The sequence below is a fragment of the Cobetia amphilecti genome, assembly GCF_032923285.1.
Taxonomy (GTDB): Bacteria; Pseudomonadota; Gammaproteobacteria; order Pseudomonadales; family Halomonadaceae; genus Cobetia; species Cobetia amphilecti.
Genome location: NZ_CP136695.1, coordinates 3,140,725 through 3,163,170, shown reverse-complemented (window position 1 = coordinate 3,163,170; position 22,446 = coordinate 3,140,725). Strand labels below are relative to the sequence as shown.

Genomic DNA, 22,446 nt, shown 5'->3' with positions numbered 1-22,446 from the left:
TGGATGCCCTGCCAGCGGCCCTGCTGCATGACATTACCTGCGCCTTTGCGCACTCGACCGGGATACGCCTTCATGCCGAGCTCCAATCACACCTCTGACGCCACGCCACTGCCGAGCGATGCCGAGCAGCTCAAGGCCTCGCTCACGCCCGCCAATATCACCGGGGTGGTGCTGGCCGGGGGCCAGGCGCGGCGCATGGGTGGCGTCGACAAGGGACTGGTCATGCTCAATGAGGTGCCGCTGGTGGCGCATGTGCTGGCGCGCCTGACCCCTCAGGTGGGCGAGCTGCTGATCAATGCCAACCGCTCGCACGCCGAATATGCCGCCTATGGGCATCCGCTGGTCGAAGACAGCGAGCAGGGTTACCACGGCCCCCTGATGGGCATGGCCAGTGCGCTGGCGGCAGCGCGGACGCCCTGGGTGATGATGGTGGCCTGCGATGTGCCGCATCTGCCCAATGAACTGGTCGAGACGCTGAGCGTGGCGCTGATCGATCATGCCAACGGCGATCAGCTGGAAGGCTTCACTGTCGAAGGCGGTCACGCTGGTGATGCCGGGCCTGCGCTCTTGGCCGTGGCGGCAGACGAGTTCCGTTACCATCCGGTGATCTGTCTCATGCACCGTGGCCTGCTGCCCTCGCTGCAGGCGGCGCTGGCCGCTGGCGAGCGCAAGATCGACCGCTGGTTCGATCAGCATGTCTGGCTCAAGGTGCAGGCGGGCAGTGAGCAGGACTTCGCCAACCTCAATACCCTTGAAGAATGCCGTGAGATGGAAGCCGGCTCGCGCTGAGCGTGCTTCTTTCCTGACGTCCTTTGCGTGTCATCCGTTCCCGCTTGCACGCTCATGGTGTGTCATTGTGATGCAGGTCGTCATCGCCGGGGGCGTCTCTTCAGGAGTCTGGCGGGTTATTGTCTTTGCCTGCCCGGTATTGATGGCCTTGGCGTTGCACCTTGAAAGTGTCGTGTCTGGCGGTTCTGGCGGCTGTCTTGCCACTCTGCGTCGCAGCCCCCATTGAACCCTTGCTCATATCGAGTCGTTGCCCCATTGAAATGAGCGCCGTGCGTGGTCACCTTCATGGCACCCGCTCAGCCCGCATTGTCACCGTCATCTTTTCCCTTGCGGGCGCGGGAGCGCTGCGGTGAGCCCGTCGACAGGCCGCCTTACGCCGGAATCATCAAGAGAACCTTCATGCCTGAGTCTTCTTCCACGACTGACCAGCGTGCTGATACCGCTGTCAGTGCTGAACATTCCTCCCCCCGCAGTGATGCTCCCGCGCCGCGTGGTGATATTTCTCATGAAGTCGGGATGTCGCCCGCTTGGCAGGCACGTCTGGCGGCGTCAGCGTGTCCATTGTTGGGCATCGCGGCCTGGAGCGGCACCGGCAAGACCACGCTGCTCGAACAGCTGCTGCCCGAGTTGAGAGCGCGCGGCCTCCGTGTCGCCGTGATCAAGCATGCGCATCATGCCTTTGATGTCGATACGCCGGGCAAGGACAGCCATCGTCTGCGAACGGCCGGTGCCGTGCCGATGCTGGTGGCGTCTGCCAAGCGTTTTGCGCTGATGATGGAAACTCCGGACCAGGCGGAGGCCGATCTGGAGCAGCTGGTGGCGCAGCTCGAGGGGCTGGAGGTGGACATGATTCTGGTCGAGGGCTTCAAGCAGTGGCCGCTGCCCAAGCTTGAGCTGTACCGCGAGGCCGTGGGCAAGCCGCTGCGAGCCCCAGAGGACCCCTGGATCCATGCGCTGGCGACACCGGCGGCGCAGCTGCCGCCTCGTGATGATGTGCCGCAGGACCTCAAGCGGCTGGACCTTGACGATCCTCAGTCGCTGGCCGCCTGGATCGCCGCCTGGCCGGTGCATTGGCGTCTGGAAGGCGGCAAGCCGCGTGGCGAGGTGGGCGCATGAGCCTGTCGTGTTTCGACCCACGTTTCGGCGAGCGCATGCTGAGTGTCGATGAAGCCTTGAGCGTGCTGGGGGAGAGCCTGGCGGGCGCGATGCGCACGCCGCGCAGCGAGCGTGTCGCCCTGGCGCAGGCGCCCGGACGTGTGCTCGCCGAGACGGTCACCTCGCCGCTGGATGTCCCGGCGCAGACCAACGCGGCGATGGATGGCATCGCGCTGGCGCGGGCTTCATTGCCAGACGCGGAGAGCGGCGAGCCCCTGAGCGATCGCGGCGAATTGAGCGATCACTGCCAGCTGAGCGTGATCGGCAGCTCGCTGGCGGGCCATCCCTGGACGGGCCGGGCGCTCGCCGCGGGGGAGGCCATGCGCATCACGACCGGTGCGGCCCTGCCCGCAGGCGCCGACACCGTCATCATGCAGGAGCAGCTCGAATATCGCTCCGCGCAGGGCGAAGGGCTGGGCGAGGGCTTGGTCGACGGCGACGCAGGCGAGCGGGTGGTGATCGAGGGCGTGACCAGCATTCGCCGTGGCCAGAATGTGCGTCAGGCCGGTGAGGACATCGCGCGCGGCAGCCAGGTGATGGCGCCGGGCCAGTGGCTGACGCCTGCCGCCGTGGGTGTGCTGGCGTCGCTCGGACTCGCCGAGGTCGCCGTCTATCGGCCACTGACGGTGGCGATCTTCTCCACCGGTGACGAGGTCACGGCCCCCGGCGAGACGCTGCCGGCCGGCGGCATCTATGACGCCAATCGCTTCAGCCTCGTGGCGCTGCTGCGCGATCAGGGCATCGAGGTGCTTGATCTTGGCATCCTGAGCGATGACGAGGCGAGCGTGAGTGCTGCCCTGCGTGATGCCGCGACGCGTGCGGATATGGTCATTACCTCCGGCGGCGTGTCGGTGGGCGAGGCCGATCATGTGCGCAGCGCTCTCGCTGCCTGTGGTGAGCTCGCTCTGTGGCGCATCGCCATGCGTCCGGGGCGCCCGCTGGCGTTCGGCATGTTGCGTGCCACTCCCGCCGACGCCGCGTCGTCATCTGGCCAGGTGCCGTTCTTCGGCTTGCCGGGCAATCCGGTGGCGACCATGGTCACCTTCCTGCAGTTCGTGCTGCCCGCGCTGCGCCTGTTGTCGGGACAGCAGCGGTTGGCGAAGGATGAGGCGAGCGCCTCCGCGACGACACTGGCGCAGTGGCAAGCCCCGCGCCTGCAGCTGATCGCCGGCGAGACGCTGCGCTCACGTGCCGAGCGTGTCGACTATCATCGCGGCCAGATCGTGCTGGATGACCAGGGGCGTCAGGTGGTGATGACCACGGGGCGGCAGGGCTCGGGGATTCTGACCTCGATGTTGCTGGCCGAATGCCTGATCGAGATTCCCGCCGGCTGCGCCACGCTTCACGCCGGCGAGCCGGTCATGGTGCAGTGGCTGGGCAGTCGCGGCATCATCTAGGCGATGCCCGCCCAGTGGTCATGTCAGCTGATTCATGAAAAGATAGTCTGCTAATTTCTTGGCCAGTCCTGTCCATCAGGGCTTGCCTGCCTGCTTCTTCAGGCATTGGTATTTCAGAGATTGCCGCCAGTCAGGCGCACCCGATACGGATACGAGACAGCTCATGAGCCTTACTCATCTCAACGCACGCGGCGAAGCCCATATGGTGGATGTTGCGGACAAGCAGGAAACCCGCCGCGAGGCGCGAGCCAGCGCACGCGTCAGCATGCTGCCTGCCACGCTCGCCCTGCTCGCCGAAGGTGGCTTGCCCAAAGGGGATGTGCTGGCGACGGCGCGTATTGCCGGTATCCAGGCGGCCAAGCGCACTCATGAGCTGATTCCGCTCTGTCATGCCTTGATGCTCTCCAAGGTGACGGTCGACTTCACGCTGGATAGCGCCAACAGCTGCGTGGAAATTCAGGTGCTGTGTCGCCTCAATGGGCGTACCGGTGTCGAGATGGAGGCGCTGACGGCGGCCTCGGTGGCGGCCTTGACGCTCTATGACATGTGCAAGGCGGTCGACAAGGGTATCGTGATCGGCGATATCCAGCTCGAGACCAAGACCGGCGGCAAGAGTGGTGACTGGCAGCGCCCGGAGGAAGCCGCCGCTGTCGAGCAGACGTCGTCTGAGCCAAACCGGACTGAACCAAGCCGGACTGAACCAAGCCGTGCTGCGAGAGCTGAGCCTATCGAAGCGACAGCAGGACAGGCCGCTCCGGCGGCACGCGGTGATGCCACCGTGAGGGTCCTCTTCCTGGCGGAGCTGCGGGAACGCCTGGATCTCGACAGCCTGGCGCTGAATCTGACGACTCTGTCCGAAGCGACGGTCGGGGGCCTGAAGCGCACCCTGGCGCTGCGTGACCCTCAGCTTGAAGCGCTCAATGACACTCGCGTGCTGTGCGCCGTCAATCAGGACATGGTGCGCGATGACCACCCACTGAATGCCGGTGATGAAGTCGCCTTCTTCCCACCGGTGACGGGGGGCTGACATGACCCAGGTCGCAAACGAAGCCTCGCAGGCCTTTTCGGTCAGCATTCAGGCCAGCGATTTTGATCTGCGTGTCGAGCAGGACATTTTGACGCGTGGGCGCGGCGACATCGGTGCCGTGGTGTCCTTCACGGGGCTGGTGCGTGATTTCAACCAGCGACCGGATGTCGTCGCGCTGACGCTGGAACACTATCCCGGCATGACGGAGCGCAGCCTCGAGCGCTTGATCACAGAGGCGCGCGAGCGCTTCCCGCTCACCGGGGTGCGCATCATTCACCGTGTCGGACGGCTCGAGCCCGGCGACAATATCGTGCTGGTGCTGGTCGCCAGTGCGCATCGTCAGGCGGCGTTTGCCGGCTGTGACTTCCTGATGGACCACCTCAAGTCGCGGGCGCCTTTCTGGAAAAAGGAGCACACCGCCACGGGAGATTATTGGGTGCGGGAACGCTCGAGCGATCGCGAGGCACTCGAGCGCTGGCATCCAGAGTCCGCGGTGACGGCAGACGGTGAAGCGGTATCCCCCCTTGCCGAGCAACACAAGGCTGATGACTCATTGGCCGAGTCCAGCGGCGAAGAGAGACAATCAGCGCTGGCAACACCCAAGTTTTCGGGAGAGTCATGATGGAAACCCTGGTCGATGACTTCGGTCGTCGCATCCGCTATGTTCGCCTGTCAGTGACGGACCGCTGTGATTTTCGCTGCGTCTATTGCATGAGCGAAGAGATGACCTTTCTGCCGCGCGACGAGGTCTTGAGCCTCGAAGAGATCGCGTTGCTGGCGCGCGCCTTCGTGGAATTGGGGGTCGAGAAGATTCGTCTGACCGGCGGGGAGCCGCTGGTACGGCGTGATATCGGCAAGCTGGTTGATGAAATCGGCGCGCTCGAGGGGCTCAAGGACTTCTCGATGACCACCAACGGCGCGGGCCTTGCCAAGCACGCCGCTCAGTTGAAGGCCGCCGGCATGTCACGGCTGAATATCAGCCTTGATTCTCTGGACCCGGAGCGCTTCAAGGCGCTGACGCGTACCGGCGACCTGAACAAGGTGATCGCCGGCATCCGTGCTGCGCGCGAGGAAGGTTTCCGCATCAAGCTCAATGCGGTGGTGTTGAAAGGACGCAATGATCACGAAGTGGTGTCGCTGGTCGAATTCGCGCGTGAGGAAGGGTTGGACATCAGCTTCATCGAGGAGATGCCGCTGGGCCAGGTCTCGGACCACGGTCGTGATGAGACCTTCTGCTCCAGTGATGATGTCCAGGCGCGCATCGAGACGCGTTATCCGCTGATTCCCACGCTTGAAGACAGCCTGGGGCCGGCGCGTTATTTCCGCATGGCGGACAGCGAATCACGGGTGGGATTCATCTCACCGCACAGTCATAACTTCTGCTCGACCTGCAACCGCGTTCGCGTCACGGTAGAGGGGCGTCTGTTGCTGTGTCTTGGCAATGAGCACTCGCTTGACCTGCGTGACATCATGCGTCGCCACCCGGGTGACATCGAGCCGCTCAAGGCCGCGATCATCGATGCCATGCACCTCAAGCCCGAGCGTCATCACTTCACGACGGATGGTGATGTCCAGATCGTTCGCTTCATGAACATGACGGGAGGCTGAGTCCTTTTTCGTCATCAGTCGCGGCGCTCATGTTGATCGAGCCAGCCCGGATAACTCACCGGTGCTCACAAAAACCCCGCTATCAAGCGGGGTTTTTGTTGGTCTATCCTATGGAAACACTGCCTTGCTTTTGACAAGGCTTGTTAGTTCATATTTAGCGCTTATACTTTGCTGCATTATCACATCCAATGCGATGACTCGCAGGGATTCCAGCTCAGTGCATATGGTGGAGGTAGCGAAATGACAGCCGATTCTCTCGAAAAGATCGCTCGTAACAAGAATGTTGCTCGTGCAGCAGCGCGTCAGCTGTCCATGGAACAACTGCACAAGCTCTCCGAGGTCATCAATGAGGTGATCGAGCAGAAAGCCGAAGAAGACGAGCAGCGCCGCGAAGAAGAAATCGCCAAGGAGCGCAAGCTTGCCGAGATTCGTGATGCGATGATCGAAGCTGGCCTTTCCGTGGATGATCTGGTCAGTGATCAGCCCAAGCGTCGTGGCCGTCCGCCGAAGAACAAGTCCGTTTGAGACCTTCGGCCTGACGCCATGGAGGTGGCTGAAGCGCTTGAGATCGAGATTGCCAGCCGGCAAGTCGGCAATCTCGCCATCACCAGTCCCTGAGCGCCTCCCAGCAGCAGAAAAGCCCGCCCGGTATTTCCCGGGCGGGCTTTTTCATGCGCTGCTTTGTGCAGGGCAGTGAGCTCAAGGCGGCCATCACTTCGATGATGGCGCGACACTCACTCTTGATTCATGGCCATGATATGCAGGAATAGCACCGGCTCATGGCGCAGGTGGTTGCGCAGCCAGCGATTGATGCGGCCATCGAGTTGCTGCTTGAGTTCACGTTCATTGCTGGCATCCAAGCCTGCCAGGGTGTCATCCAGCCACTCGGCGAAGCTGTCTTCATCCAGGCTTGAGGTGCCGCTGATATCCAGCATCAAGCGGCCGATGCGAACCCAGCCGGCCTCCTGCAGCGTGACGGGCAACGCCAGCGAGACGCTGCCATGCCGGCCGAGACGCGCGCGGGCACGGCGGTCCATGGAATCCAGCGGGCGCACCTTGTCATGCTCGATGATGCGCTCGTGCAGTGTCAGGCGTTTCTCCACCGACAGCCCCTGAGCATCGAGGCGAATCACGTCACCATTGACGGGAATCAGCGGTGCCTCGATGCCCAGGGACTGTGCCACCTGGGTGTGAGCGAGCTGGTGGCGATATTCGCCATGCACCGGCAGCAGACGTACCGGTTTCAGCCAGCCATAGAAGGTGCGCAATTCTTCCTGCGCCGGGTGCCCGGAGGCGTGCAGGTCCGGGAACTGCTTCTCTTCCATGATGCCGACGCCGAGGCGTGTCAGGGCGTTGTGCAGCTTGCCGATGGCCAGCTCATTGCCGGGAATCGCCTTGGAAGAGAAGATCACGGTGTCGCCGGCGGCCAGCTCGAAGTCAGGATGGCGGGAATTGGCCAGGCGTGACAGTGCGGCGCGCGGCTCGCCCTGACTGCCGGTGGCGATCACCATGACCTCTTCCGGGGGCAGATAGCCCAGGTCCTTCACCGGTACCAGCGGTGGGAAGTCTTCCAGATAGCCGAGACCGCGGGCGACGCGCACCATGCGCTCCATCGAGCGACCCAGCAGCGTGATCCGGCGACCATTGCGTGCGGCGGCGCGCCCCAGTGCCAGGATGCGGGCCAGGTTGCTGGCAAAGCAGGTCACGACGACGCGTCCGCGACAGCCGGCCAGCGTCTTCTCCAGTGCGCGTGCCACCTCGCCCTCGCTGCGCGAATGACCCGCCAGCGGGGCATTGGTGGAGTCGCCGACAACCAGATCGACCGGCGCCAGTGCCTGATAGCGCTCCGGATCGGTGGGCTCGCCGATCAACGGCTCCGGGTCCAGCTTCCAGTCGCCGGTATGCATCACGCGATATTCCGGCGTGACGATCAGCAACGAGCAGCTTTCCGGAATGGAGTGGGTCAGCGGCAGCAATCGCAGCGCGAAGGGGCCGGATTCGAAGCCTTCATCCACCTCGATGATCTGCAGGCTGGAGGTTTCCAGCTCGCGCTCGGCAAACTTGGCGCGCAGCAGGCCAGCCGCCAAGGGCGTGGCGATGATCGGGCAGCGCCATTTCGGCCACAACCAGGCGACTGCGCCGATGTGGTCTTCGTGGCCATGGGTGATCACCAGCATCTGCGGGCTGATGCCCAGGCTTGCCAGGGACTCGATATCCGGCACCTGCAGCGGGCCCTCCGGCAGGTCCTGGCGAATCATCATGCCGCAATCCACGGCAATCCAGTGATCCTGATAACCATACAGCGTCAGGTTCATGCCGATCTCGCCGCAGCCACCCAGTGGTAGCAGGTGCAGCGGCGGACGTTGTCTCTGACGGACTTGAACGCGGGGTTTCAACATGGATGTCATGCCATCTATAAAATGTGGCTCAACTATACGGGAATCCCGCGAAGCGCCACAAATGGCGCTGTTGTCCGGTCGCGTCAATTCGAGAGCGGCCCAGCCGTCCGCGTGACGCCTTGAGGTGGGCCGGCGTGATGGCCGCTGATCGCAATGTCGTATTGACCATATGGACAGAATCGGGGCGCAGCACTGTTTCAGGCCGCGTGATCAGCTACAATAGCCCACCTTTGCCGAGGGGCTGCTTACGGGCGGTGTCATGATTCCTCGCGCAGGCCGGCGCTTCGCCGGCTGAACATCATTCCCGCTATCACAATGGTTGAACTTACGATGTCTCACGCCTATCGCCTGGTGGTGTCCTGCCCTGATCAGGTCGGAATTGTTGCCCGAGTTTCCACTTTCATCGCCGAGCAGGGCGGGTGGATCACCGAAGCCAATCAGCATTCTGATCTTGGCGCCGGTCGTTTCTTCATGCGCTATGAGATCAACCCCGAAACCATCGGCCTGAGCGCCGCTGAGCTCGGCAAGCGCTTCGCCCCGATCGGTGAAGAGTTCGGCATGCAGTGGCGCGTGCATGACACCGCTGCCAAGAAGCGTGTCGTGTTGATGGTCTCCAAGGACTCCCATTGCCTGGTGGACCTGCTGCATCGCTGGCAGTCCGGTGATCTGGATTGCGAGATTCCCTGCGTCATTTCCAACCACGATGACATGCGCTCGCTGGTGGAATGGCACGGCATTCCGTTCCATCACGTGCCGGTCGACAAGAATGACAAGGCGCCGGCCTTTGCCGAAGTCGAGCGTCTGGTGGAAGAATCCCAAGCCGATTGCATCGTGCTGGCGCGCTACATGCAGATCATTCCGCCGAGCCTGTGTGAGCGCTATGCCGGTCGCCTGATCAACATCCACCACAGCTTCCTGCCTTCCTTCGTGGGCGCCAAGCCGTATCACCAGGCCTTCGGGCGTGGGGTCAAGCTGATCGGGGCGACTTGCCATTACGTGACCGAAGAGCTGGATGCCGGCCCGATCATCGAGCAGGACATCCACCGCGTCACTCACTGCCATACCGCCGAGGAACTGGTGCGCATCGGCCGTGATGTCGAGCAGAAAGTGCTGGCGCGCGGGCTGCGCTGGCACCTGCAGGATCGCGTGCTGATCCATGGCAACAAGACCATCGTCTTTGCCTGAGCCACGCTTGCTCGGCGCATGAGTCTGTCACCGACCTGAGGTCGTGACGAAGAAGCCGGTACCTGTTTCAGGTGCCGGCTTTGTTGTTTGCGGGATGGGTGAGCGCCTGGCGCGAGCTAGAACAATCCCAGCTGCTGGGCGTCCTCACGGGCCTTGAGGCGCACGCCGACGCCCAGCAGGCGGACAGGGCGATGGCCGCGTTGCCAGGCTTGCTCCATCAGCAGGGCGAAGCTGTTGGCGCTCGGCAGTGTGGTGGTCGAGGCGGGGAGCAGGCTTTCCAGCGTGGTGCTCTCGAAGTTGCTGAAGCGGATCTTGACGAACTGCTTGGCCAGTACCGGCTGGTCATGGCGGGCGTGACGGCTGGTCAGGCGTTCGAGCAGGGCGGGCAGGCGCTCGAGACAGGCCGGCAGATCAGGCAGGTCGTGATCGAAGGTGTGTTCGACACTGATCGACTTGCGCTCGCGCTCGACACGCACCGGTCGCTCATCGATGCCGTGCGCCAGTTCGTGCAGGCGGGTGCCGAACTTGCCGAAGTGCTCGGCCAGGGTCGTCAACGGCGTGGTGCGCATGTCCTCGCAGGTGGTGATGCCCAGGCGCGTCAGACGTGCCAGCGTCGCAGGGCCGACCCCGTGCAGCTTGCCGACGGGCAGCTGGCGGATGAAGGCGTCGCTGGTCTCGGGCGTGATTACCGTCAGGCCGTCGGGCTTTTCCCAGTCACTGGCGATCTTGGCCAGAAACTTGTTGGCGGCCACGCCAAGGGAAAGCGTGATGCCGGTGCGCTTTAGCGCCTCTTCCTTCAACCAGCGCGCCATCCAGGTGGCGCTGCCCTGAAAGTCAGTCACGGCGCTGACATCCAGATAGGCTTCATCCAGCGAGAGGGGCTCCACCAGGGGCGTCAGCTCATGGAAGAGTGACTGGATCTCGGCGGAAACGGCGCGGTAGCGCTCGAAGTCCGGTGGCACCAGAATCAGCTGAGGGCACAGGCGCAGCGCGCGGGCAGTCGACATCGCCGAGCGTACGCCGAAGGCACGCGCGGGATAGTTGCAGGTGGCGATGACACCGCGTTGCTCTGTGCGGCCACCGATGGCGATGGGCACCTCGCGCCACTCGGGATGGCGGAGCATCTCGACGGCGGCATAGAAGCAATCGCAGTCGGCGTGGAGGATCTTGCGCATGCGCGCATCATGCTAAAAGACTGGATGGCTGTCCAGTGGCTGTGCCCATTCATTGCGCCTGAGCCGGCTGCGCAACGACAACGCCCGACAGTGAGGAAGGTCCTCTCTGTCGGGCGTTGGCATGTCTGGCATCTCGCTTGGGCGCGAGACTGTCGCTCAGCGGATTACAGCGTCATCGCGGCCACCCAGCCGAACACGATCAGCGGGATGTTGTAGTGGATGAAGGTCGGCACCACGCTGTCCCAGATGTGGTCGTGCTGCTGATCGACATTCAGGCCGGCAGTCGGGCCGAGGGTCGAGTCAGAGGCCGGTGAGCCGGCATCCCCCAGCGCGGCGGCGGTGCCGATCAGTGCGACGGTAGCCAGCGGCGAGAAGCCGAATTGCAGCGCCAGCGGCACGTAGATGGCGGCAATGATTGGAATGGTCGAGAAGCTGGAGCCGATACCCAGGGTGATGAACAGGCCGACCATCAGCATGACCAGCGCGGCCAGCGGCTTGTTGTCACCGATGATGTGGAAGGAGGCGTCAACCAGGGTCTGGATGTCGCCGGTGGCCTTCATCACGGAAGCGAAACCTGCCGCCGAGATCATGATGAAGCCGATCAGCGCCATCATGCGCATGCCGGACGTGAAGAGGTCATCCGCTTCGTTCCACTTGAACAGACCACCCAGCGAGAGGATGGCGAAGCCGACCAGGCCGCCGAGAATCATCGAACCGGAATACAGCTGAATGCCGAGGGCGGCGATGATGGCGATACCTGCCATGATCAGGCCGCTCTTGGACGGCGTGTGCATGGGCGTGTGGTGCGGTACGTTGCTGGACTTGATCTCGCGGGTCGCGTAGTCACGCGGCTTGCGGTAGGAGACGAACAGCGCCGTCAGCAGGCCGAGGAACATGCCGCCGACCGGAATCGCCATCGCCATCGGCACCATGCCGCGGGTCACGTCGAGACCGAGCGACTGACCGGCCTCATTGATGTTGGCCAGCAGGATGTCGTTGAGGAAGATGGAGCCGAAACCGACCGGCAGCAGCATGTAGGGCGCGGTCAGGCCGAAGGTCAGTGCACAGGCCACGGCACGACGATCCAGGCGCAGGCGGTTCATGGCGACCAGCAGCGGCGGAATCAGGATCGGGATGAAGGCGATGTGGACCGGAATCAGGTTCTGGGAGGAAATCGCGACCAGGGTCACGCTGCCCAGCAGGCCGTACTTGATGGCCGTCTGGCGGCGCGGCGTGCTTTCGCCATTGAGCAGGCCGATCAGGCGTGCGGCGAGCAGGTCCGGCAAACCGGAGCGAGACAGGGCGACGGCGAAGGCACCGAGGGTGGCGTAGGCCAGCGCGACCTTGGCGCCGCCGCCGACACCGTCATTGAAGGCGCCGAGCGTGTCGGTCAGAGACAGGCCACTGAACAGACCGCCGACCAGGGCGCCGGCGACCAGCGCGAAGACGACCGAGACGCGAGCCAACGACAGGCCGACCATGACCAGGACGGCCAGAATTACCGCATTCATGCGAGTACCTCTATGTGGGGTTGTGCCAGCTTTGGGAGTGTTGCGGACAGAGCGGGCGAACTGTGGGTGCGTGGCCACCCGATCCCGGGGCAATGCCTCGCATGACGTGTACATTCGTGACGAATGCCTTGCTGTCGCAGTGTTCCTGCGGCTTCCTCCTGAATGCCGTCAAAAACGGCGCATTATCTTACCAGAAGGGCAACGCAAGCTGAATGGCCGATGAACGTGGGCGCTGCCAAATGCCACAAGTTGGCGTGCCATGACGGCTTTTTGTAGAATGCCACGCTGCCCGGCGGCTGCAGTCGCAGGCGTTATTCAACAGGAGTGCGCATGCTGGAGCTGGAAAATGCCCGCGTCATCGGCATGGGAAATGATCGGCGTGTCTATCAGGACCCGAACGACCCCCATCGCTGCATCAAGGTCCCGCGTTACCCTGACAAGGGCAGCCGCCAGAATGAACGCGAGCAACGCTATTTCGAGGGCCTGGTCAGACGTGGCATGCGCGACTGGTCCTATGTGCCTGCCTACCACGGCAGTGTCGCCACCGCCGAGGGGCTCGGGCTGGTCTTCGATCTGATTCTCGACAGTGACGGCTCCACGTCACGCCGACTGCGCGAGGTGCATCTCGAGACCCCCGAGCGCCTGAGCGCCGAGGTGCTGGTGAGCGAGCTGGCCAATCTCTATCGCTATCTCGAGAAACGCTGGTTGATTCCGTCTGATCTCAATGATCGCAATATCGTGGTCCAGTTCAGCGACGACCAGCCGCCCAGATTGTGGCTGATCGACGGTATCTCGAATCCTGACTTCATTCCGCTGGCGACCAGTGTCGCCTGGCTGGCGCGGCGCAAGGTCGCGCGTCGTTATCGTCACTTCCTCAAGAAGCTGGTCAAGGGCGGTCAGCTCTCGCCAGAGGATTATCAGGCACTCGAAGCTCGTCTGTGGGGATGAATGCCTCTGATGGTGATAGCTTGCGAGACTGGTGGCGCTCGAAAGTGACTGCCCCTGATGGCGCTTGTTGCTGATGGCTATCGCCTTTGATGAACATCGCCAGGGGCAGTCGTGTTGTATGTCAGTGCAATCAGTGCATCAGTGTTCCAGAGTCTCGAAGTAGCTGGTCATCGCATGGGTGATCTGGCGCAAGTCCTGCGGCGAGGTGATATAGGCCGGCATGGTATAGAGCCAGCGACCGAAGGGACGTAACCAGACACCCAGTTCACGGGCATGGGCCTGAGCGCCTGCCAGACTGCTGGCATCGTGCACTTCTATCACCGCAGTGGCACCCAATACGCGTATATCGCGAATGGCGGGGTGGGAGAAATTCAGCAGGGTATCGCGCAACAATTGATTGAGCTCGGCAATCTTGCCCAGATAATTCTCTTCCTCGAATACCGCGAGACTTTCCAGTGCCACCCGACAGGCCAGCGGATTGCCCATGAAGGTCGGGCCGTGCATGAAGGCGCTATTGGCATCCTCACCATCAAATGCATGGAAGATATGACTCTGGGCCAGGGTGGCGGCATGTCCCAGATATCCCCCCGTCAGTCCCTTGGAGAGCACCATGATGTCAGGAGAGACACTGGCGTGTTCACAGGCAAACATCTTGCCGGTCCGACCGAAACCGGTCGCGACTTCATCGAAGATCAATACGATTCCGAACTCATCACATAACTCGCGCGCCGCCTCGAGATAGTAGGGCGAGTACATGTTGAGGCCACCTGCCGCCTGCAAGAGAGGCTCCATCAACAATGCCGCTATCTCATGCTGGTGTGTTTCCAGGCAGGCGCGCAATGCGCTGATATCGTCTGCTACCTCGTCACGACTGGCGCTGAAACCGGCAGTCGGCGCCGGTGCGAAATGATGTCTGGGCAGGAAATCGGCGAACAGGGAGTGCATGCCTTCCTCGGGGTCACACACTGCCATGCAGCCCGCCGTATCGCCGTGATAGGCCTTCATCAATGACAGCATGCGCGTTCGTCCGCGAGTGTCATCGCGGTCTTTGCGCTGTTGCTGATATTGCACTGCCATCTTCATGGCGACTTCCATGCCCACCGAGCCGCTATCCGAGAAGAAGACATGATTCAGGCCCTCGGGGGTGACGCGCACCAGCGCATCGGCAAGCTCCTTGGCCGGTCGATGGCGAATGCCGCCCAGCATCACATGGCAGAGTTCTGCCGCTTGCTGCTGAATGGCCGCGACGAGGCGCGGGTGTCCGTAGCCATGGATCATGCACCACCAGGAACATGTCGCATCCAGCAGTGTCTCACCTTCCGCCAGTGTCATGCGGGCTCCCGTGCCGCCGACCACCTCCAGTGGCGCTGGCATGTCCTGCATCTGGGTATAAGGGTGCCAGAGAGAAAGTGAGTCCGTATCGCGGGTCGGCATCTGGGAGAATGGCATGGAGTGTCTCTGCGAGTGGCGGGAGAGTGGAATGGCGTGATGACGGCTCAATCTTTGTCAACTTTGACCATTCTATCAGGTTGACGGTGTTTTTGAAGTGACGCTTTCTGGAGAAAGTGTTGCATTTTGCACCACTATTAGTTCGCCACCTGCTTTAGTATGGACTTCTGTTGTTCGTTCAGGTGCATGCTTTTCGAGGTGCGCAGGCAATGACAGCCCTACATCGAAAGTCTGCAATCTGACGCCGCCACGCCAACGGGGAAGTGGTTGCATAATACTTCGTTGTGGGTTGTTGTCATGAATTGTGCATATCCCGTGAATATTGGAGGTCCAGTGATGGCGGGCCCTCAAGCCTGATATCAGATCGTGGTAAAGACGTCTTCGTGTAGTTGCAGAGACACTTTTGGCAGGCCTGTCTTCAGTTGTGACAGGGGATAATGAAGTGCCTGGGCAGTGAGTACCGTTTTTTTGCTGGCTATTGCATTGATCGGAAAGATTGCATACTTTGGAAACATGTTATTTAAGACTTCACCTCGCAGTTGACTCGGTCTATAATCGCCCTTGATCTGGTGTGGGCGCTTAACTGTCCCGAGTGTCCTGCACAAGTCTTTATGAAAACACGCTGTTAAACATGTACGGCAGATGAATATCGCCGAGCCTCTTTCAGCATCGTGTTTTCGTGACTCAACTGTCTGTCCCGACATCCTGGAGATACTCATGTCCCTGTTGACTGATTTCATGCAGAAAGAGCAAGAGCTCAAGAAACTTCAAGAGCAGCTGGAAAGCCTGCGCAATGATGACCGTCTGAAGAACGAACTCGAATTCAAGGACAAGCTGGACGCGCTGATGGGCGAGTACGGCAAGTCCACTCGTGACGTCATCACCCTGCTGGACCCGAAAGCGTCCCAGGCGCCGGCTGCTGCTGCACCGGAAAGCAAGACCGGTGGCGTGCGTCGCAAGCGCAAGCTGAAGGTCTACAAGAACCCGCACACCGGTGAAGTCATCGAGACGCGTGGTGGCAACCACAAGCAGCTGAAAGAGTGGAAGGAAGAGCACGGTGCGGAAACCGTCGAATCCTGGCTCGAGCGCACTGAAAGCTGAGCACTGGCTTTATTGCCAGCTAGCTGATGCTGCCAGACATGAAAAAGCCCCGCGATTGCGGGGCTTTTTCATGTCTGGCGTTTGACTGACGCTAGACGACGAACTCCCTCTTTTGAGAAGGCCTTGAGCAGACCGATAGGGCGCTTTCCCGTGAGACTCGCTGTGAGATTACAGCGTCAGAAAGCGCCACTATCGGCAGCCGTCATGCCTGAGGGCTACCTCGAGGGCTATCAGCTATCACGCTGATTGAGGTCCACCAGGCGACCGATGGCGAGAATCTTGCCCGTCGGTTTGCCGGTCGGCGAACCGCCTTCTGGCTCCAGTGTCATCTCCAGCAGCTGGCCCGGGCTCATGCTGCCGATCTGCTCGGCGCTGAGTTCGATGCCCGCAATCGGGTCGACCAGCCCCAGTGAGCGCGGCCCTTCTTGCGGGTCGGTCAGGGTCCACAGTTCGATGGCGCGATCCGTCGGGCGCTCGATGGAGACCTTCGGTGTCAGCTGCAGGCCACCGCCGGGCGTGACATTGGCCACCCAGGTCGGCGTGCCCGGATCTTCCAGTGTCTGCAGAATAGCGACCATGCGTTGCGCGTCGCCGTCAGGCGCCTGGGTAGCCATCTCCGGTGATGTGCCTTCCAGCGGCGCGCTGGGAGAGAAGGGCCCCATCTGCATGACCAGCGCCAGGGCGAGACCTGCCCCCAGACCCAGTCCGAGGCCACCGCCGAGCCAGCGCAGTAGCCAGGGCGCCTTGGTAGAGGTGCTTGCCTGATCTGCGTCATGTCGAGCGGCGTCATCGCGGGTGGCGGAGGACTGCTTGAGGCGCACCAGGCTGGCGTCGATGCGCTTCCATAGTGAGTCGGAAGCGGGCTCCGGCGGTAGGCGATCACTCACGCTCAGCCAATGTTGCTGCCAGCGCAGGGCCATGCGTGCGGCATTGTCATCGCGCTCGATCCAGGCGCGCACTTCGGCCTCGCGCTCAGGGTCCAGCAGCCCGAGGGCATGCTCACCCAGCAGCAGGTTCTGTTCTTCGGGAGATTCGGGAATCAGGGGGCTATTCATCGTGACAGGCACTCCTGCAGTAGCTTGAGACCGGCGCGGATGCGTCCCTTGATGGTGCCAAGCGGTGCGCTCAGCTTCTCGGCGATCTGTTCGTGTGTCAGTCCCTTGAAGAAGGCCAGCAGAATGGGCTCGCGTCGCGGCACTTCCAGCTCACCCAGGCAGTCGCTCAACTGGTGCGCCGTCTGGCTGTCATCGGCCGCGGTTTCCGGGTTGGCGAGCAGATCGGCCAGCGTGTCGAGTGCATCGCTGTCGCCGCGAGGCGTCCGCCCCTGGGCGCGCAGTTGATCCAGGGCGCGATAGCGCAGGATGGTAAACAGCCAGGCGCGACCATTGCCGAGTTCACGGCGATACTGGCCCGCGTTGGACCACAGCTTGATGAAGGCGTCATGGACGGTATCTTCCGCTTGGTCGCGGCTGTTCAACAGGCGCATGGCGAGCGCCAGCATGCGGCCCGATTCAAGATCATAGAGGCTGCGGAACGCGGCCTCGTCTCCGCGTGCACAGGCTTCTATCGCACTGGCGTGGTCAAAGCTTTCCGCGTCTGGCGGACTGACTGACGGCTTCTGTGCTGGCATGGGGCGGCCGGCTCCTTTGGCAGGGGGTCCATTGATCAGCTGACGGTAAGTGCACCGCCGGGGAATGGCAAGTTGCATGATAGAGGCCTTTGTTCGGGAAAGAATCAACGCCCGTGACGATCGGGATGGCGGTGCGTCAATTGCGGGGGGATAGTCAGGTAACGTCCCGCTTCCCGCCTTGGATGTTCGCGTCCGGTTTTCAGACGTGTCTGGGCGTGGCGTCAGTCAGTCACTTCACATCCGATGGGAAAAGCGCGGCGCGGCTGCATTGCTGCTCGCGCGGTGAGTCCGCATAATGGCCGGCATGACAGCCTGGGAGGCGTGATGAAGCAGCAATTCAATACGATCGGCGTGATTGGCCGACTGGGTAGTGCCCAGGTGGTGGATACGCTCAAGCGCTTGATTCGCTTTCTGGATTCCCGTGGCCTGGCCATGGTGATTGAGGAACGCACGGCCACGCTGCTGCTGGACCACGGTCTGCAGGTGGCCAGCCGCCGTCAGATGGGCGAGCAGTGTGATCTGGTGATCGTGGTCGGCGGCGATGGCAGCCTGCTGGGCGCCGCGCGCGCGCTGTGCCGCAGCGGCACGCCCGTGCTCGGCGTCAATCGTGGGCGACTCGGCTTTCTGACCGACATTCGCCCCGATGAGCTCGAGGAGAAGGTGGCCGAGGTGCTGGGCGGTGACTATCTCAGCGAGCAACGCTTCCTGCTCGAGGCCGAGGTCTACCGCGAAGGCGAGCGCATCGGGGCGGCCGATGGCCTCAATGACGTGGTGCTGCACCCCGGCAAGGCGGCGCGCATGATCGAGTTCGAGCTGTTCATCGATGGCCAGTTCGTCTACTCCCAGCGCTCGGATGGCTTGATCGTCGCCACGCCGACCGGCTCGACCGCCTATGCGCTGTCCGGTGGCGGCCCCATCGTGCATCCGCGTCTCGAGGCGATCACCCTGGTGCCGATGTTCCCGCATACCCTTTCCAGTCGTCCGATCGTGATCGATGCGGCCAGCGAGATCATCCTGCATATCAGTGCCAGCAACTCGACCTACCCGCATATCAGCTGCGATGGCCAGACCCAGGTGGTGGCCAAGCCCGGGGATGTGCTCAAGATCCGGCGCAAGAGTGAGCGTCTGACGCTGATTCATCCGCTGGAGCACAACTATTTCGAGATCTGTCGCACCAAGCTCGGTTGGAGCAATCGCCTCGGCGAATGACCTCAAGGCTCACAGCATGCAAGCATTCGTGGCGCCACAGGATGGCTATGACCTTATCGGCGATGTACACGGCTGCGGCGCCACTCTGGCGACGTTGCTGGAGACGCTTGGCTATCACATCGTCGATGGCGTCTATCGCCACCCGACCCGCAAGGTCATCTTTCTCGGCGATATCATCGATCGTGGCCCGCGCATCCGCCTGGCGGTGCAGCTGGCCAGCAGCATGGTCAATGCCGGCGAAGCGCTGATCGTGATGGGCAATCACGAATACAACGCCCTGGCGTATTGTCGGCGCGCACGCCCGCGTGCGGGCGGCGAGCATCGTGATTTCCTGCGCTCGCATACCTCACGTCATAACCGCATCATCCGCGAGACGCTTGATCAATATCAGCATCATCCCGATGAGTGGGACGAGGCGCTGCGCTGGTTCATGCGCATGCCGCTGTGTCTGGAGCTTCCGCCGCTGGCCCCCGGCCAGAGCGGGCTGCGCGTGGTGCACGCCTGCTGGGACGAGCCACTGGTGCGTACCTTCCTGGAGCGCTACCCCGATGGCTGCATCGATGAAGACTTCCTGCATGAGTCCATCGAGCACGACAGCTTCGCCTATCGCGTGCTGGACCGCATGACGCGCGGCGCGAATCTGCGCTTGCCGGAAGGGGTCGAAATCCATTCCGGCGATGGTTTCACGCGCCGAAGCTTCCGCACGCACTTCTGGGCACGTGAGCCCCGCACCTACGGCGATGTGGTCTTTCAGCCCGACAACCTGCCCGGCGAGCTGGAATCGCGCTGGTTGAGCGAGCAGGAGCTGGCCAATCTGCCTTATTACGGACCAGAGCAGCCGCCCCTGTTCCTCGGGCACTACTGGTGCGAGGGCTTGCCGGCGCTGCCGGCCCCCAACATCGCCTGCCTGGATTACAGCGCGGTCAAGTTCGGACGCCTGGTGGCATATCGCTTCAGTGGTGAAGCCACGCTGGATGCTGCCAACTTCGTCTGGGTGCCGGTACCGCGTGAGCCCTCCCGACGCCCCGTGCCGGAAGAGCTGTCCCGCGACACCCTGTCGAACCAGTCATTCGCCAATGGCGCCAGTCAATAGGACTGGTCATTGGCACTGGTCAGTAGCACTGGCCATTGGCACTGGTCATTGGTACGCCCCAATAGTGTCAGTGATGCTGGTGGTGAATGACGATTGTTTTTTACAATCACGTGTCAGTGAACCAAAGCCAGATTGCGCACTCTGAGTAAGTGTTCCCTTGAATGATCCTTGCTCAGTCCGGTGCCCCCCACCGGGCTTTTTTTATGTCTGTCACAAAGGCCAGACGCCTGCGGCGCTGTGGTAGATTTTCACAGGCTGGTCTGACTTCTCCTTGTTTATCAACGTGTACTGAGTCTGTTCAGTCGCGTGTCATCTTCAGAGGCATAGCATGTTCAAGGTTCTGACGCTGCCCGAATCCTTCGACAGCCGCCCCCTGCGCGAAGCCCTGTGGGCCGAGAAGATCGGTCACCAGATCACCCTGAGCCAGGCTCGCCCGACAGAGGCTGCGTCTGGCGACGATGCCGAGAGCCACGAGGGCGGCCAGGAGCTGTGGCTGGCTGACCCCGAGCAGCTGCCGCGCGTCATCGCGATGCTCGAGCGCCAGTCACGCGGTGAACCGCTGCGGGACGCCTCCGCAGGCGCCGCGACGCGTGGCGGCGGCAGTTCTCAGTCCGTCATCGCCCTGATGCGCCAGACGCCGTTGACCTGGCTGGTCGGTCTGGCCTGCTGCGTCACCGTGCTGTTCCAGTATGCGCTGGGCCAGGCGGCGGTATTCGAGTGGCTGGCCATCGTGCCCTTCGAGCTTGTCGGCAGTCAGCACATCGCGCCCGAGCCGCTGTCCGTGACGCTGGCGGGGGAGTGGTGGCGGCTCTGGTCGCCGTCATTGATGCACTTCGGGGTACTGCACCTGGTGTTCAACCTGCTGTGGCTGTGGGTGTTCGGGCGCCAGATCGAGGCCATCGATGGCGGTTGGCGCTTCGCGCTGGTCGTGGTGTTGAGCGGCGTGGCGGCCAATCTGGCGCAATACGTCACCGGCAGCGTGTTGTTCGGTGGGCTGTCGGGGATCGACTTCGCCGTGATCGGCTATGTCTTCATCGCCGCACGCCGCCGCCCGGCGCTGGGCTATCAGATGCAGCGCTCGCTGATGATCTTCATGCTGATCTATCTGGTGCTGTGCATGACGCCGCTCTCGAGTGCCATCGGCCTGGGCGCCATCGCCAACGAGGCGCATCTTGGCGGCCTGCTGACCGGTCTGCTGCTGGGCTGGCTGCTTCCCAGGCGCAGCGCAGCCTGAGCCTGGGCGGTTCGGCCCCGGGGATGCCACTGCCGGAAATGACACTGCGCGAAACGACAATGCTAGAATGGCGGCCATCCCCAGTGACTCCGATGGTCCGCCTTCGGCAGTCGTGGACCCGTATCAGGAGAGTATGTGATGAGCAACATGTCCTTTGACGGCATGGTCGAGCAGATGACGCCGACCATCTACGAGAGCCTCAAGCAGTCCATGCAGCTGCGCAAATGGCCGGATGGCCGCGTGCTGACCCAAGAGCAGGTCGAGCTGTGCATGGAAGCCGTCATCAAGTACGAAGCGCACAACAACGTGCCTGCCGAGTCGCGTGTCGGCTTCATCGACAACGGCACCTGTGGGCCGCGTGATGACGACAGCGCCGCAAGCGATGAGCCGGAGCAGATCAAGTGGGTCAACTGACGCTGGATGATGCCCTGAGTGCGGATGAAACCTCCGGCACGGCTCAGGAAGCCAGTGCTCAGGATGCGGCGCCCATCACGCTGAGTGGCAACCTCCACAAGATGTCCATCGTGCCCGCCGGTGAGGCGCTTGCGATCGATACCTCGTTTGATGCGCCGTCGGTCATGCGCGAGCCGCTGGCGGCCAACTATGGTCTGCGTCTGGGCGAGATTACCCAGCCGCTGAATGCCTATATCGGCCACAAGGTGCGTTTGAGCTTCACCGGTCAGATCCACTGCAGCCATTGCGGTCGCAAGACCAAGAAGAGCTTCGCGCAGGGGCATTGCTATCCGTGCTTTCGCAAGCTGCCGCAGTGCGATGGCTGCATCATGAAGCCGGAGACCTGCCACTACGCCGAAGGCACCTGCCGTGATCCGCAGTGGGGTGAGGAGCACTGCTTCCAGCCGCATATCGTCTATCTGGCCAACTCCTCCGGCCTCAAGGTCGGCATCACGCGCAAGACCCAGATGCCGACGCGCTGGTTCGATCAGGGTGCCATCCAGGCGCTGCCCATCGTCGAGGTGTCCAATCGCCTGCAGTCGGGGCTGGTCGAGGTGCTGTTCAAGCAGGCGCTGAACGACCGCACCAACTGGCGTGCGATGCTCAAGGGCGATGTGGCCGAGCTGGACCTGGAAGCCGAGCGGGATGCCTTGCTGGCCCAGATGTCAGAGGGCCTGGCGGCGCTTCAGGCGCATTGCGGCGAAGGCGCCATCCGGGTGCTGGACACCACGGCGCTGGCCTTCGAGTTTCCGGTGCGCACCGCGCCGACCAAGGTCACCTCGTTCAACTTCGACAAGACGCCAGTGGTGGAAGGCGTACTCGAAGGGCTCAAGGGCCAGTATCTGATTCTCGACAGCGGCGTGATCAATCTGCGCAAGTTCACCGGCTATGAGATCGAGGCCCAGCTCGGCGAGCAATGAGCCGCGGCTGAGCCATAGCCAAGAGCTCAGCACCGCACACACGACAGCGCCCACGCTCCGTCACGGAGGGTGGGCGCTGTCGTTTCAGTGCTTATTGTTTCTGGTTTCTGGTTTCTGGTTTCTGGTTTCTGGTTTCTGGTTTCTGGTTTCTGGTTTCTCGCTG

Annotated in this window: 21 protein-coding genes; 15 read left to right on the top strand and 6 right to left on the bottom strand. The window is 62.3% G+C overall.

Annotated elements, in window-relative coordinates; all coding sequences use genetic code 11:
- Positions 1–72: 72 nt before the first annotated feature.
- From mobA to R1T44_RS13440, 7 genes are all read left to right on the top strand, one after another.
- Positions 73–789 (top strand): molybdenum cofactor guanylyltransferase, encoded by a 717-nt coding sequence (mobA, locus tag R1T44_RS13470; RefSeq protein ID WP_192837625.1) that lies wholly within the window; start codon positions 73–75, stop codon positions 787–789.
- A gap of 516 nt (positions 790–1,305) precedes the next feature.
- Positions 1,306–1,905 (top strand): molybdopterin-guanine dinucleotide biosynthesis protein B, encoded by a 600-nt coding sequence (gene mobB, locus R1T44_RS13465; RefSeq protein ID WP_317292215.1) that lies wholly within the window; start codon positions 1,306–1,308, stop codon positions 1,903–1,905.
- Positions 1,902–3,341, top strand: coding sequence for a molybdopterin molybdotransferase MoeA (gene moeA, locus R1T44_RS13460; RefSeq protein WP_317292214.1), 1,440 nt, complete (start codon positions 1,902–1,904; stop codon positions 3,339–3,341). Before mobB ends, moeA begins: the two co-directional genes overlap by 4 nt.
- Positions 3,342–3,504: 163 nt before the next feature.
- The gene (gene moaC / locus R1T44_RS13455; RefSeq protein WP_317292213.1) at positions 3,505–4,368 is read left to right on the top strand and encodes a cyclic pyranopterin monophosphate synthase MoaC; all 864 of its coding nucleotides are present in this window, start codon (positions 3,505–3,507) and stop codon (positions 4,366–4,368) included.
- 1 nt (position 4,369) lies between these two features.
- Positions 4,370–4,990 (top strand): molybdenum cofactor biosynthesis protein MoaE, encoded by a 621-nt coding sequence (locus tag R1T44_RS13450; RefSeq protein WP_394805759.1) that lies wholly within the window; start codon positions 4,370–4,372, stop codon positions 4,988–4,990.
- A complete protein-coding gene (gene moaA / locus R1T44_RS13445) occupies positions 4,987–5,976 on the top strand; it encodes a GTP 3',8-cyclase MoaA (protein ID WP_054556294.1) in 990 nt (329 codons plus the stop codon). Before R1T44_RS13450 ends, moaA begins: the two co-directional genes overlap by 4 nt.
- Before the next feature lie 240 nt (positions 5,977–6,216).
- Positions 6,217–6,501, top strand: coding sequence for an H-NS family histone-like protein (locus tag R1T44_RS13440; RefSeq protein WP_043336782.1), 285 nt, complete (start codon positions 6,217–6,219; stop codon positions 6,499–6,501).
- A gap of 209 nt (positions 6,502–6,710) precedes the next feature.
- Here the strand turns inward: R1T44_RS13440 and R1T44_RS13435 are convergent, their stop codons facing one another.
- Positions 6,711–8,291 carry a ribonuclease J gene (locus tag R1T44_RS13435; RefSeq protein ID WP_043336797.1) on the bottom strand — a complete coding sequence of 527 codons (1,581 nt, stop codon included), beginning with the start codon at positions 8,289–8,291 and terminating at the stop codon, positions 6,711–6,713.
- A gap of 414 nt (positions 8,292–8,705) precedes the next feature.
- Here R1T44_RS13435 and purU point away from each other — a divergent pair, with 414 nt between their 5' ends.
- Positions 8,706–9,560: a formyltetrahydrofolate deformylase gene (purU, locus tag R1T44_RS13430; RefSeq protein WP_054556293.1), complete on the top strand. Its 855-nt coding sequence runs from the start codon at positions 8,706–8,708 to the stop codon at positions 9,558–9,560.
- Positions 9,561–9,676: 116 nt separating this feature from the next.
- On the opposite strand, the gene dinB is transcribed toward purU, so the two are convergent.
- Both dinB and R1T44_RS13420 read right to left on the bottom strand, forming a co-directional pair.
- Positions 9,677–10,735 (bottom strand): DNA polymerase IV, encoded by a 1,059-nt coding sequence (gene dinB / locus R1T44_RS13425; protein ID WP_054556292.1) that lies wholly within the window; start codon positions 10,733–10,735, stop codon positions 9,677–9,679.
- Positions 10,736–10,899: 164 nt separating this feature from the next.
- On the bottom strand, positions 10,900–12,246 hold the full coding sequence (locus R1T44_RS13420; RefSeq protein ID WP_213114862.1) for a Na+/H+ antiporter family protein: 1,347 nt from the start codon (positions 12,244–12,246) through the stop codon (positions 10,900–10,902).
- Positions 12,247–12,576: 330 nt separating this feature from the next.
- Between R1T44_RS13420 and R1T44_RS13415 the strand changes: the two genes are divergently transcribed.
- On the top strand, positions 12,577–13,194 hold the full coding sequence (locus R1T44_RS13415; RefSeq protein ID WP_043336773.1) for a YrbL family protein: 618 nt from the start codon (positions 12,577–12,579) through the stop codon (positions 13,192–13,194).
- 138 nt (positions 13,195–13,332) lie between these two features.
- Here the strand turns inward: R1T44_RS13415 and bioA are convergent, their stop codons facing one another.
- Positions 13,333–14,643: an adenosylmethionine--8-amino-7-oxononanoate transaminase gene (bioA, locus tag R1T44_RS13410; protein ID WP_317292212.1), complete on the bottom strand. Its 1,311-nt coding sequence runs from the start codon at positions 14,641–14,643 to the stop codon at positions 13,333–13,335.
- Between the two features lie 717 nt (positions 14,644–15,360).
- Here bioA and R1T44_RS13405 point away from each other — a divergent pair.
- A complete protein-coding gene (locus tag R1T44_RS13405) occupies positions 15,361–15,744 on the top strand; it encodes a histone-like nucleoid-structuring protein, MvaT/MvaU family (protein WP_043336770.1) in 384 nt (127 codons plus the stop codon).
- Between the two features lie 230 nt (positions 15,745–15,974).
- On the opposite strand, the gene R1T44_RS13400 is transcribed toward R1T44_RS13405, so the two are convergent.
- Complete coding sequence (locus R1T44_RS13400) at positions 15,975–16,799, bottom strand: anti-sigma factor (protein WP_317292211.1); 825 nt, start codon at positions 16,797–16,799, stop codon at positions 15,975–15,977.
- Positions 16,796–17,374: a sigma-70 family RNA polymerase sigma factor gene (locus tag R1T44_RS13395; RefSeq protein ID WP_317292210.1), complete on the bottom strand. Its 579-nt coding sequence runs from the start codon at positions 17,372–17,374 to the stop codon at positions 16,796–16,798. Before R1T44_RS13395 ends, R1T44_RS13400 begins: the two co-directional genes overlap by 4 nt.
- A 324-nt stretch (positions 17,375–17,698) precedes the next feature.
- Here R1T44_RS13395 and R1T44_RS13390 point away from each other — a divergent pair, with 324 nt between their 5' ends.
- The 5 genes from R1T44_RS13390 (at position 17,699) to R1T44_RS13370 (ending at position 22,283) form a co-directional block, all read left to right on the top strand.
- Entirely contained in the window at positions 17,699–18,583 is an 885-nt protein-coding gene (locus tag R1T44_RS13390; protein ID WP_043334090.1) for an NAD(+) kinase, read from the top strand.
- A 16-nt stretch (positions 18,584–18,599) separates the two neighbouring features.
- Positions 18,600–19,676 carry a metallophosphoesterase gene (locus R1T44_RS13385; RefSeq protein WP_052384625.1) on the top strand — a complete coding sequence of 359 codons (1,077 nt, stop codon included), beginning with the start codon at positions 18,600–18,602 and terminating at the stop codon, positions 19,674–19,676.
- Between the two features lie 328 nt (positions 19,677–20,004).
- Positions 20,005–20,910, top strand: a complete 906-nt coding sequence (locus tag R1T44_RS13380; RefSeq protein WP_317292209.1) for a rhomboid family intramembrane serine protease — start codon at positions 20,005–20,007, stop codon at positions 20,908–20,910.
- A 138-nt stretch (positions 20,911–21,048) separates the two neighbouring features.
- Entirely contained in the window at positions 21,049–21,324 is a 276-nt protein-coding gene (locus tag R1T44_RS13375; RefSeq protein WP_043334093.1) for a YeaC family protein, read from the top strand.
- Positions 21,325–21,488: 164 nt separating this feature from the next.
- The gene (locus R1T44_RS13370) at positions 21,489–22,283 is read left to right on the top strand and encodes a DUF2797 domain-containing protein (RefSeq protein WP_317292948.1); all 795 of its coding nucleotides are present in this window, start codon (positions 21,489–21,491) and stop codon (positions 22,281–22,283) included.
- Positions 22,284–22,446 lie beyond the last annotated feature (163 nt).

Excerpts from the sequence above, each read along its gene's own strand:
- mobA (WP_192837625.1), top strand. The coding sequence starts at position 73 with ATGCCGAGCTCCAATCACACCTCTGACGCCACGCCACTGCCGAGCGAT.
- mobB (WP_317292215.1), top strand. The coding sequence starts at position 1,306 with ATGTCGCCCGCTTGGCAGGCACGTCTGGCGGCGTCAGCGTGTCCATTG.
- moeA (WP_317292214.1), top strand. The coding sequence starts at position 1,902 with ATGAGCCTGTCGTGTTTCGACCCACGTTTCGGCGAGCGCATGCTGAGT.
- moaC (WP_317292213.1), top strand. The coding sequence starts at position 3,505 with ATGAGCCTTACTCATCTCAACGCACGCGGCGAAGCCCATATGGTGGAT.
- R1T44_RS13450 (WP_394805759.1), top strand. The coding sequence starts at position 4,370 with ATGACCCAGGTCGCAAACGAAGCCTCGCAGGCCTTTTCGGTCAGCATT.
- moaA (WP_054556294.1), top strand. The coding sequence starts at position 4,987 with ATGATGGAAACCCTGGTCGATGACTTCGGTCGTCGCATCCGCTATGTT.
- R1T44_RS13440 (WP_043336782.1), top strand. The coding sequence starts at position 6,217 with ATGACAGCCGATTCTCTCGAAAAGATCGCTCGTAACAAGAATGTTGCT.
- R1T44_RS13435 (WP_043336797.1), bottom strand. The coding sequence starts at position 8,291 with ATGAACCTGACGCTGTATGGTTATCAGGATCACTGGATTGCCGTGGAT.
- purU (WP_054556293.1), top strand. The coding sequence starts at position 8,706 with ATGTCTCACGCCTATCGCCTGGTGGTGTCCTGCCCTGATCAGGTCGGA.
- dinB (WP_054556292.1), bottom strand. The coding sequence starts at position 10,735 with ATGCGCAAGATCCTCCACGCCGACTGCGATTGCTTCTATGCCGCCGTC.
- R1T44_RS13420 (WP_213114862.1), bottom strand. The coding sequence starts at position 12,246 with ATGAATGCGGTAATTCTGGCCGTCCTGGTCATGGTCGGCCTGTCGTTG.
- R1T44_RS13415 (WP_043336773.1), top strand. The coding sequence starts at position 12,577 with ATGCTGGAGCTGGAAAATGCCCGCGTCATCGGCATGGGAAATGATCGG.
- bioA (WP_317292212.1), bottom strand. The coding sequence starts at position 14,643 with ATGCCATTCTCCCAGATGCCGACCCGCGATACGGACTCACTTTCTCTC.
- R1T44_RS13405 (WP_043336770.1), top strand. The coding sequence starts at position 15,361 with ATGTCCCTGTTGACTGATTTCATGCAGAAAGAGCAAGAGCTCAAGAAA.
- R1T44_RS13400 (WP_317292211.1), bottom strand. The coding sequence starts at position 16,799 with ATGAATAGCCCCCTGATTCCCGAATCTCCCGAAGAACAGAACCTGCTG.
- R1T44_RS13395 (WP_317292210.1), bottom strand. The coding sequence starts at position 17,374 with ATGCCAGCACAGAAGCCGTCAGTCAGTCCGCCAGACGCGGAAAGCTTT.
- R1T44_RS13390 (WP_043334090.1), top strand. The coding sequence starts at position 17,699 with ATGAAGCAGCAATTCAATACGATCGGCGTGATTGGCCGACTGGGTAGT.
- R1T44_RS13385 (WP_052384625.1), top strand. The coding sequence starts at position 18,600 with ATGCAAGCATTCGTGGCGCCACAGGATGGCTATGACCTTATCGGCGAT.
- R1T44_RS13380 (WP_317292209.1), top strand. The coding sequence starts at position 20,005 with ATGTTCAAGGTTCTGACGCTGCCCGAATCCTTCGACAGCCGCCCCCTG.
- R1T44_RS13375 (WP_043334093.1), top strand. The coding sequence starts at position 21,049 with ATGAGCAACATGTCCTTTGACGGCATGGTCGAGCAGATGACGCCGACC.
- R1T44_RS13370 (WP_317292948.1), top strand. The coding sequence starts at position 21,489 with ATGCGCGAGCCGCTGGCGGCCAACTATGGTCTGCGTCTGGGCGAGATT.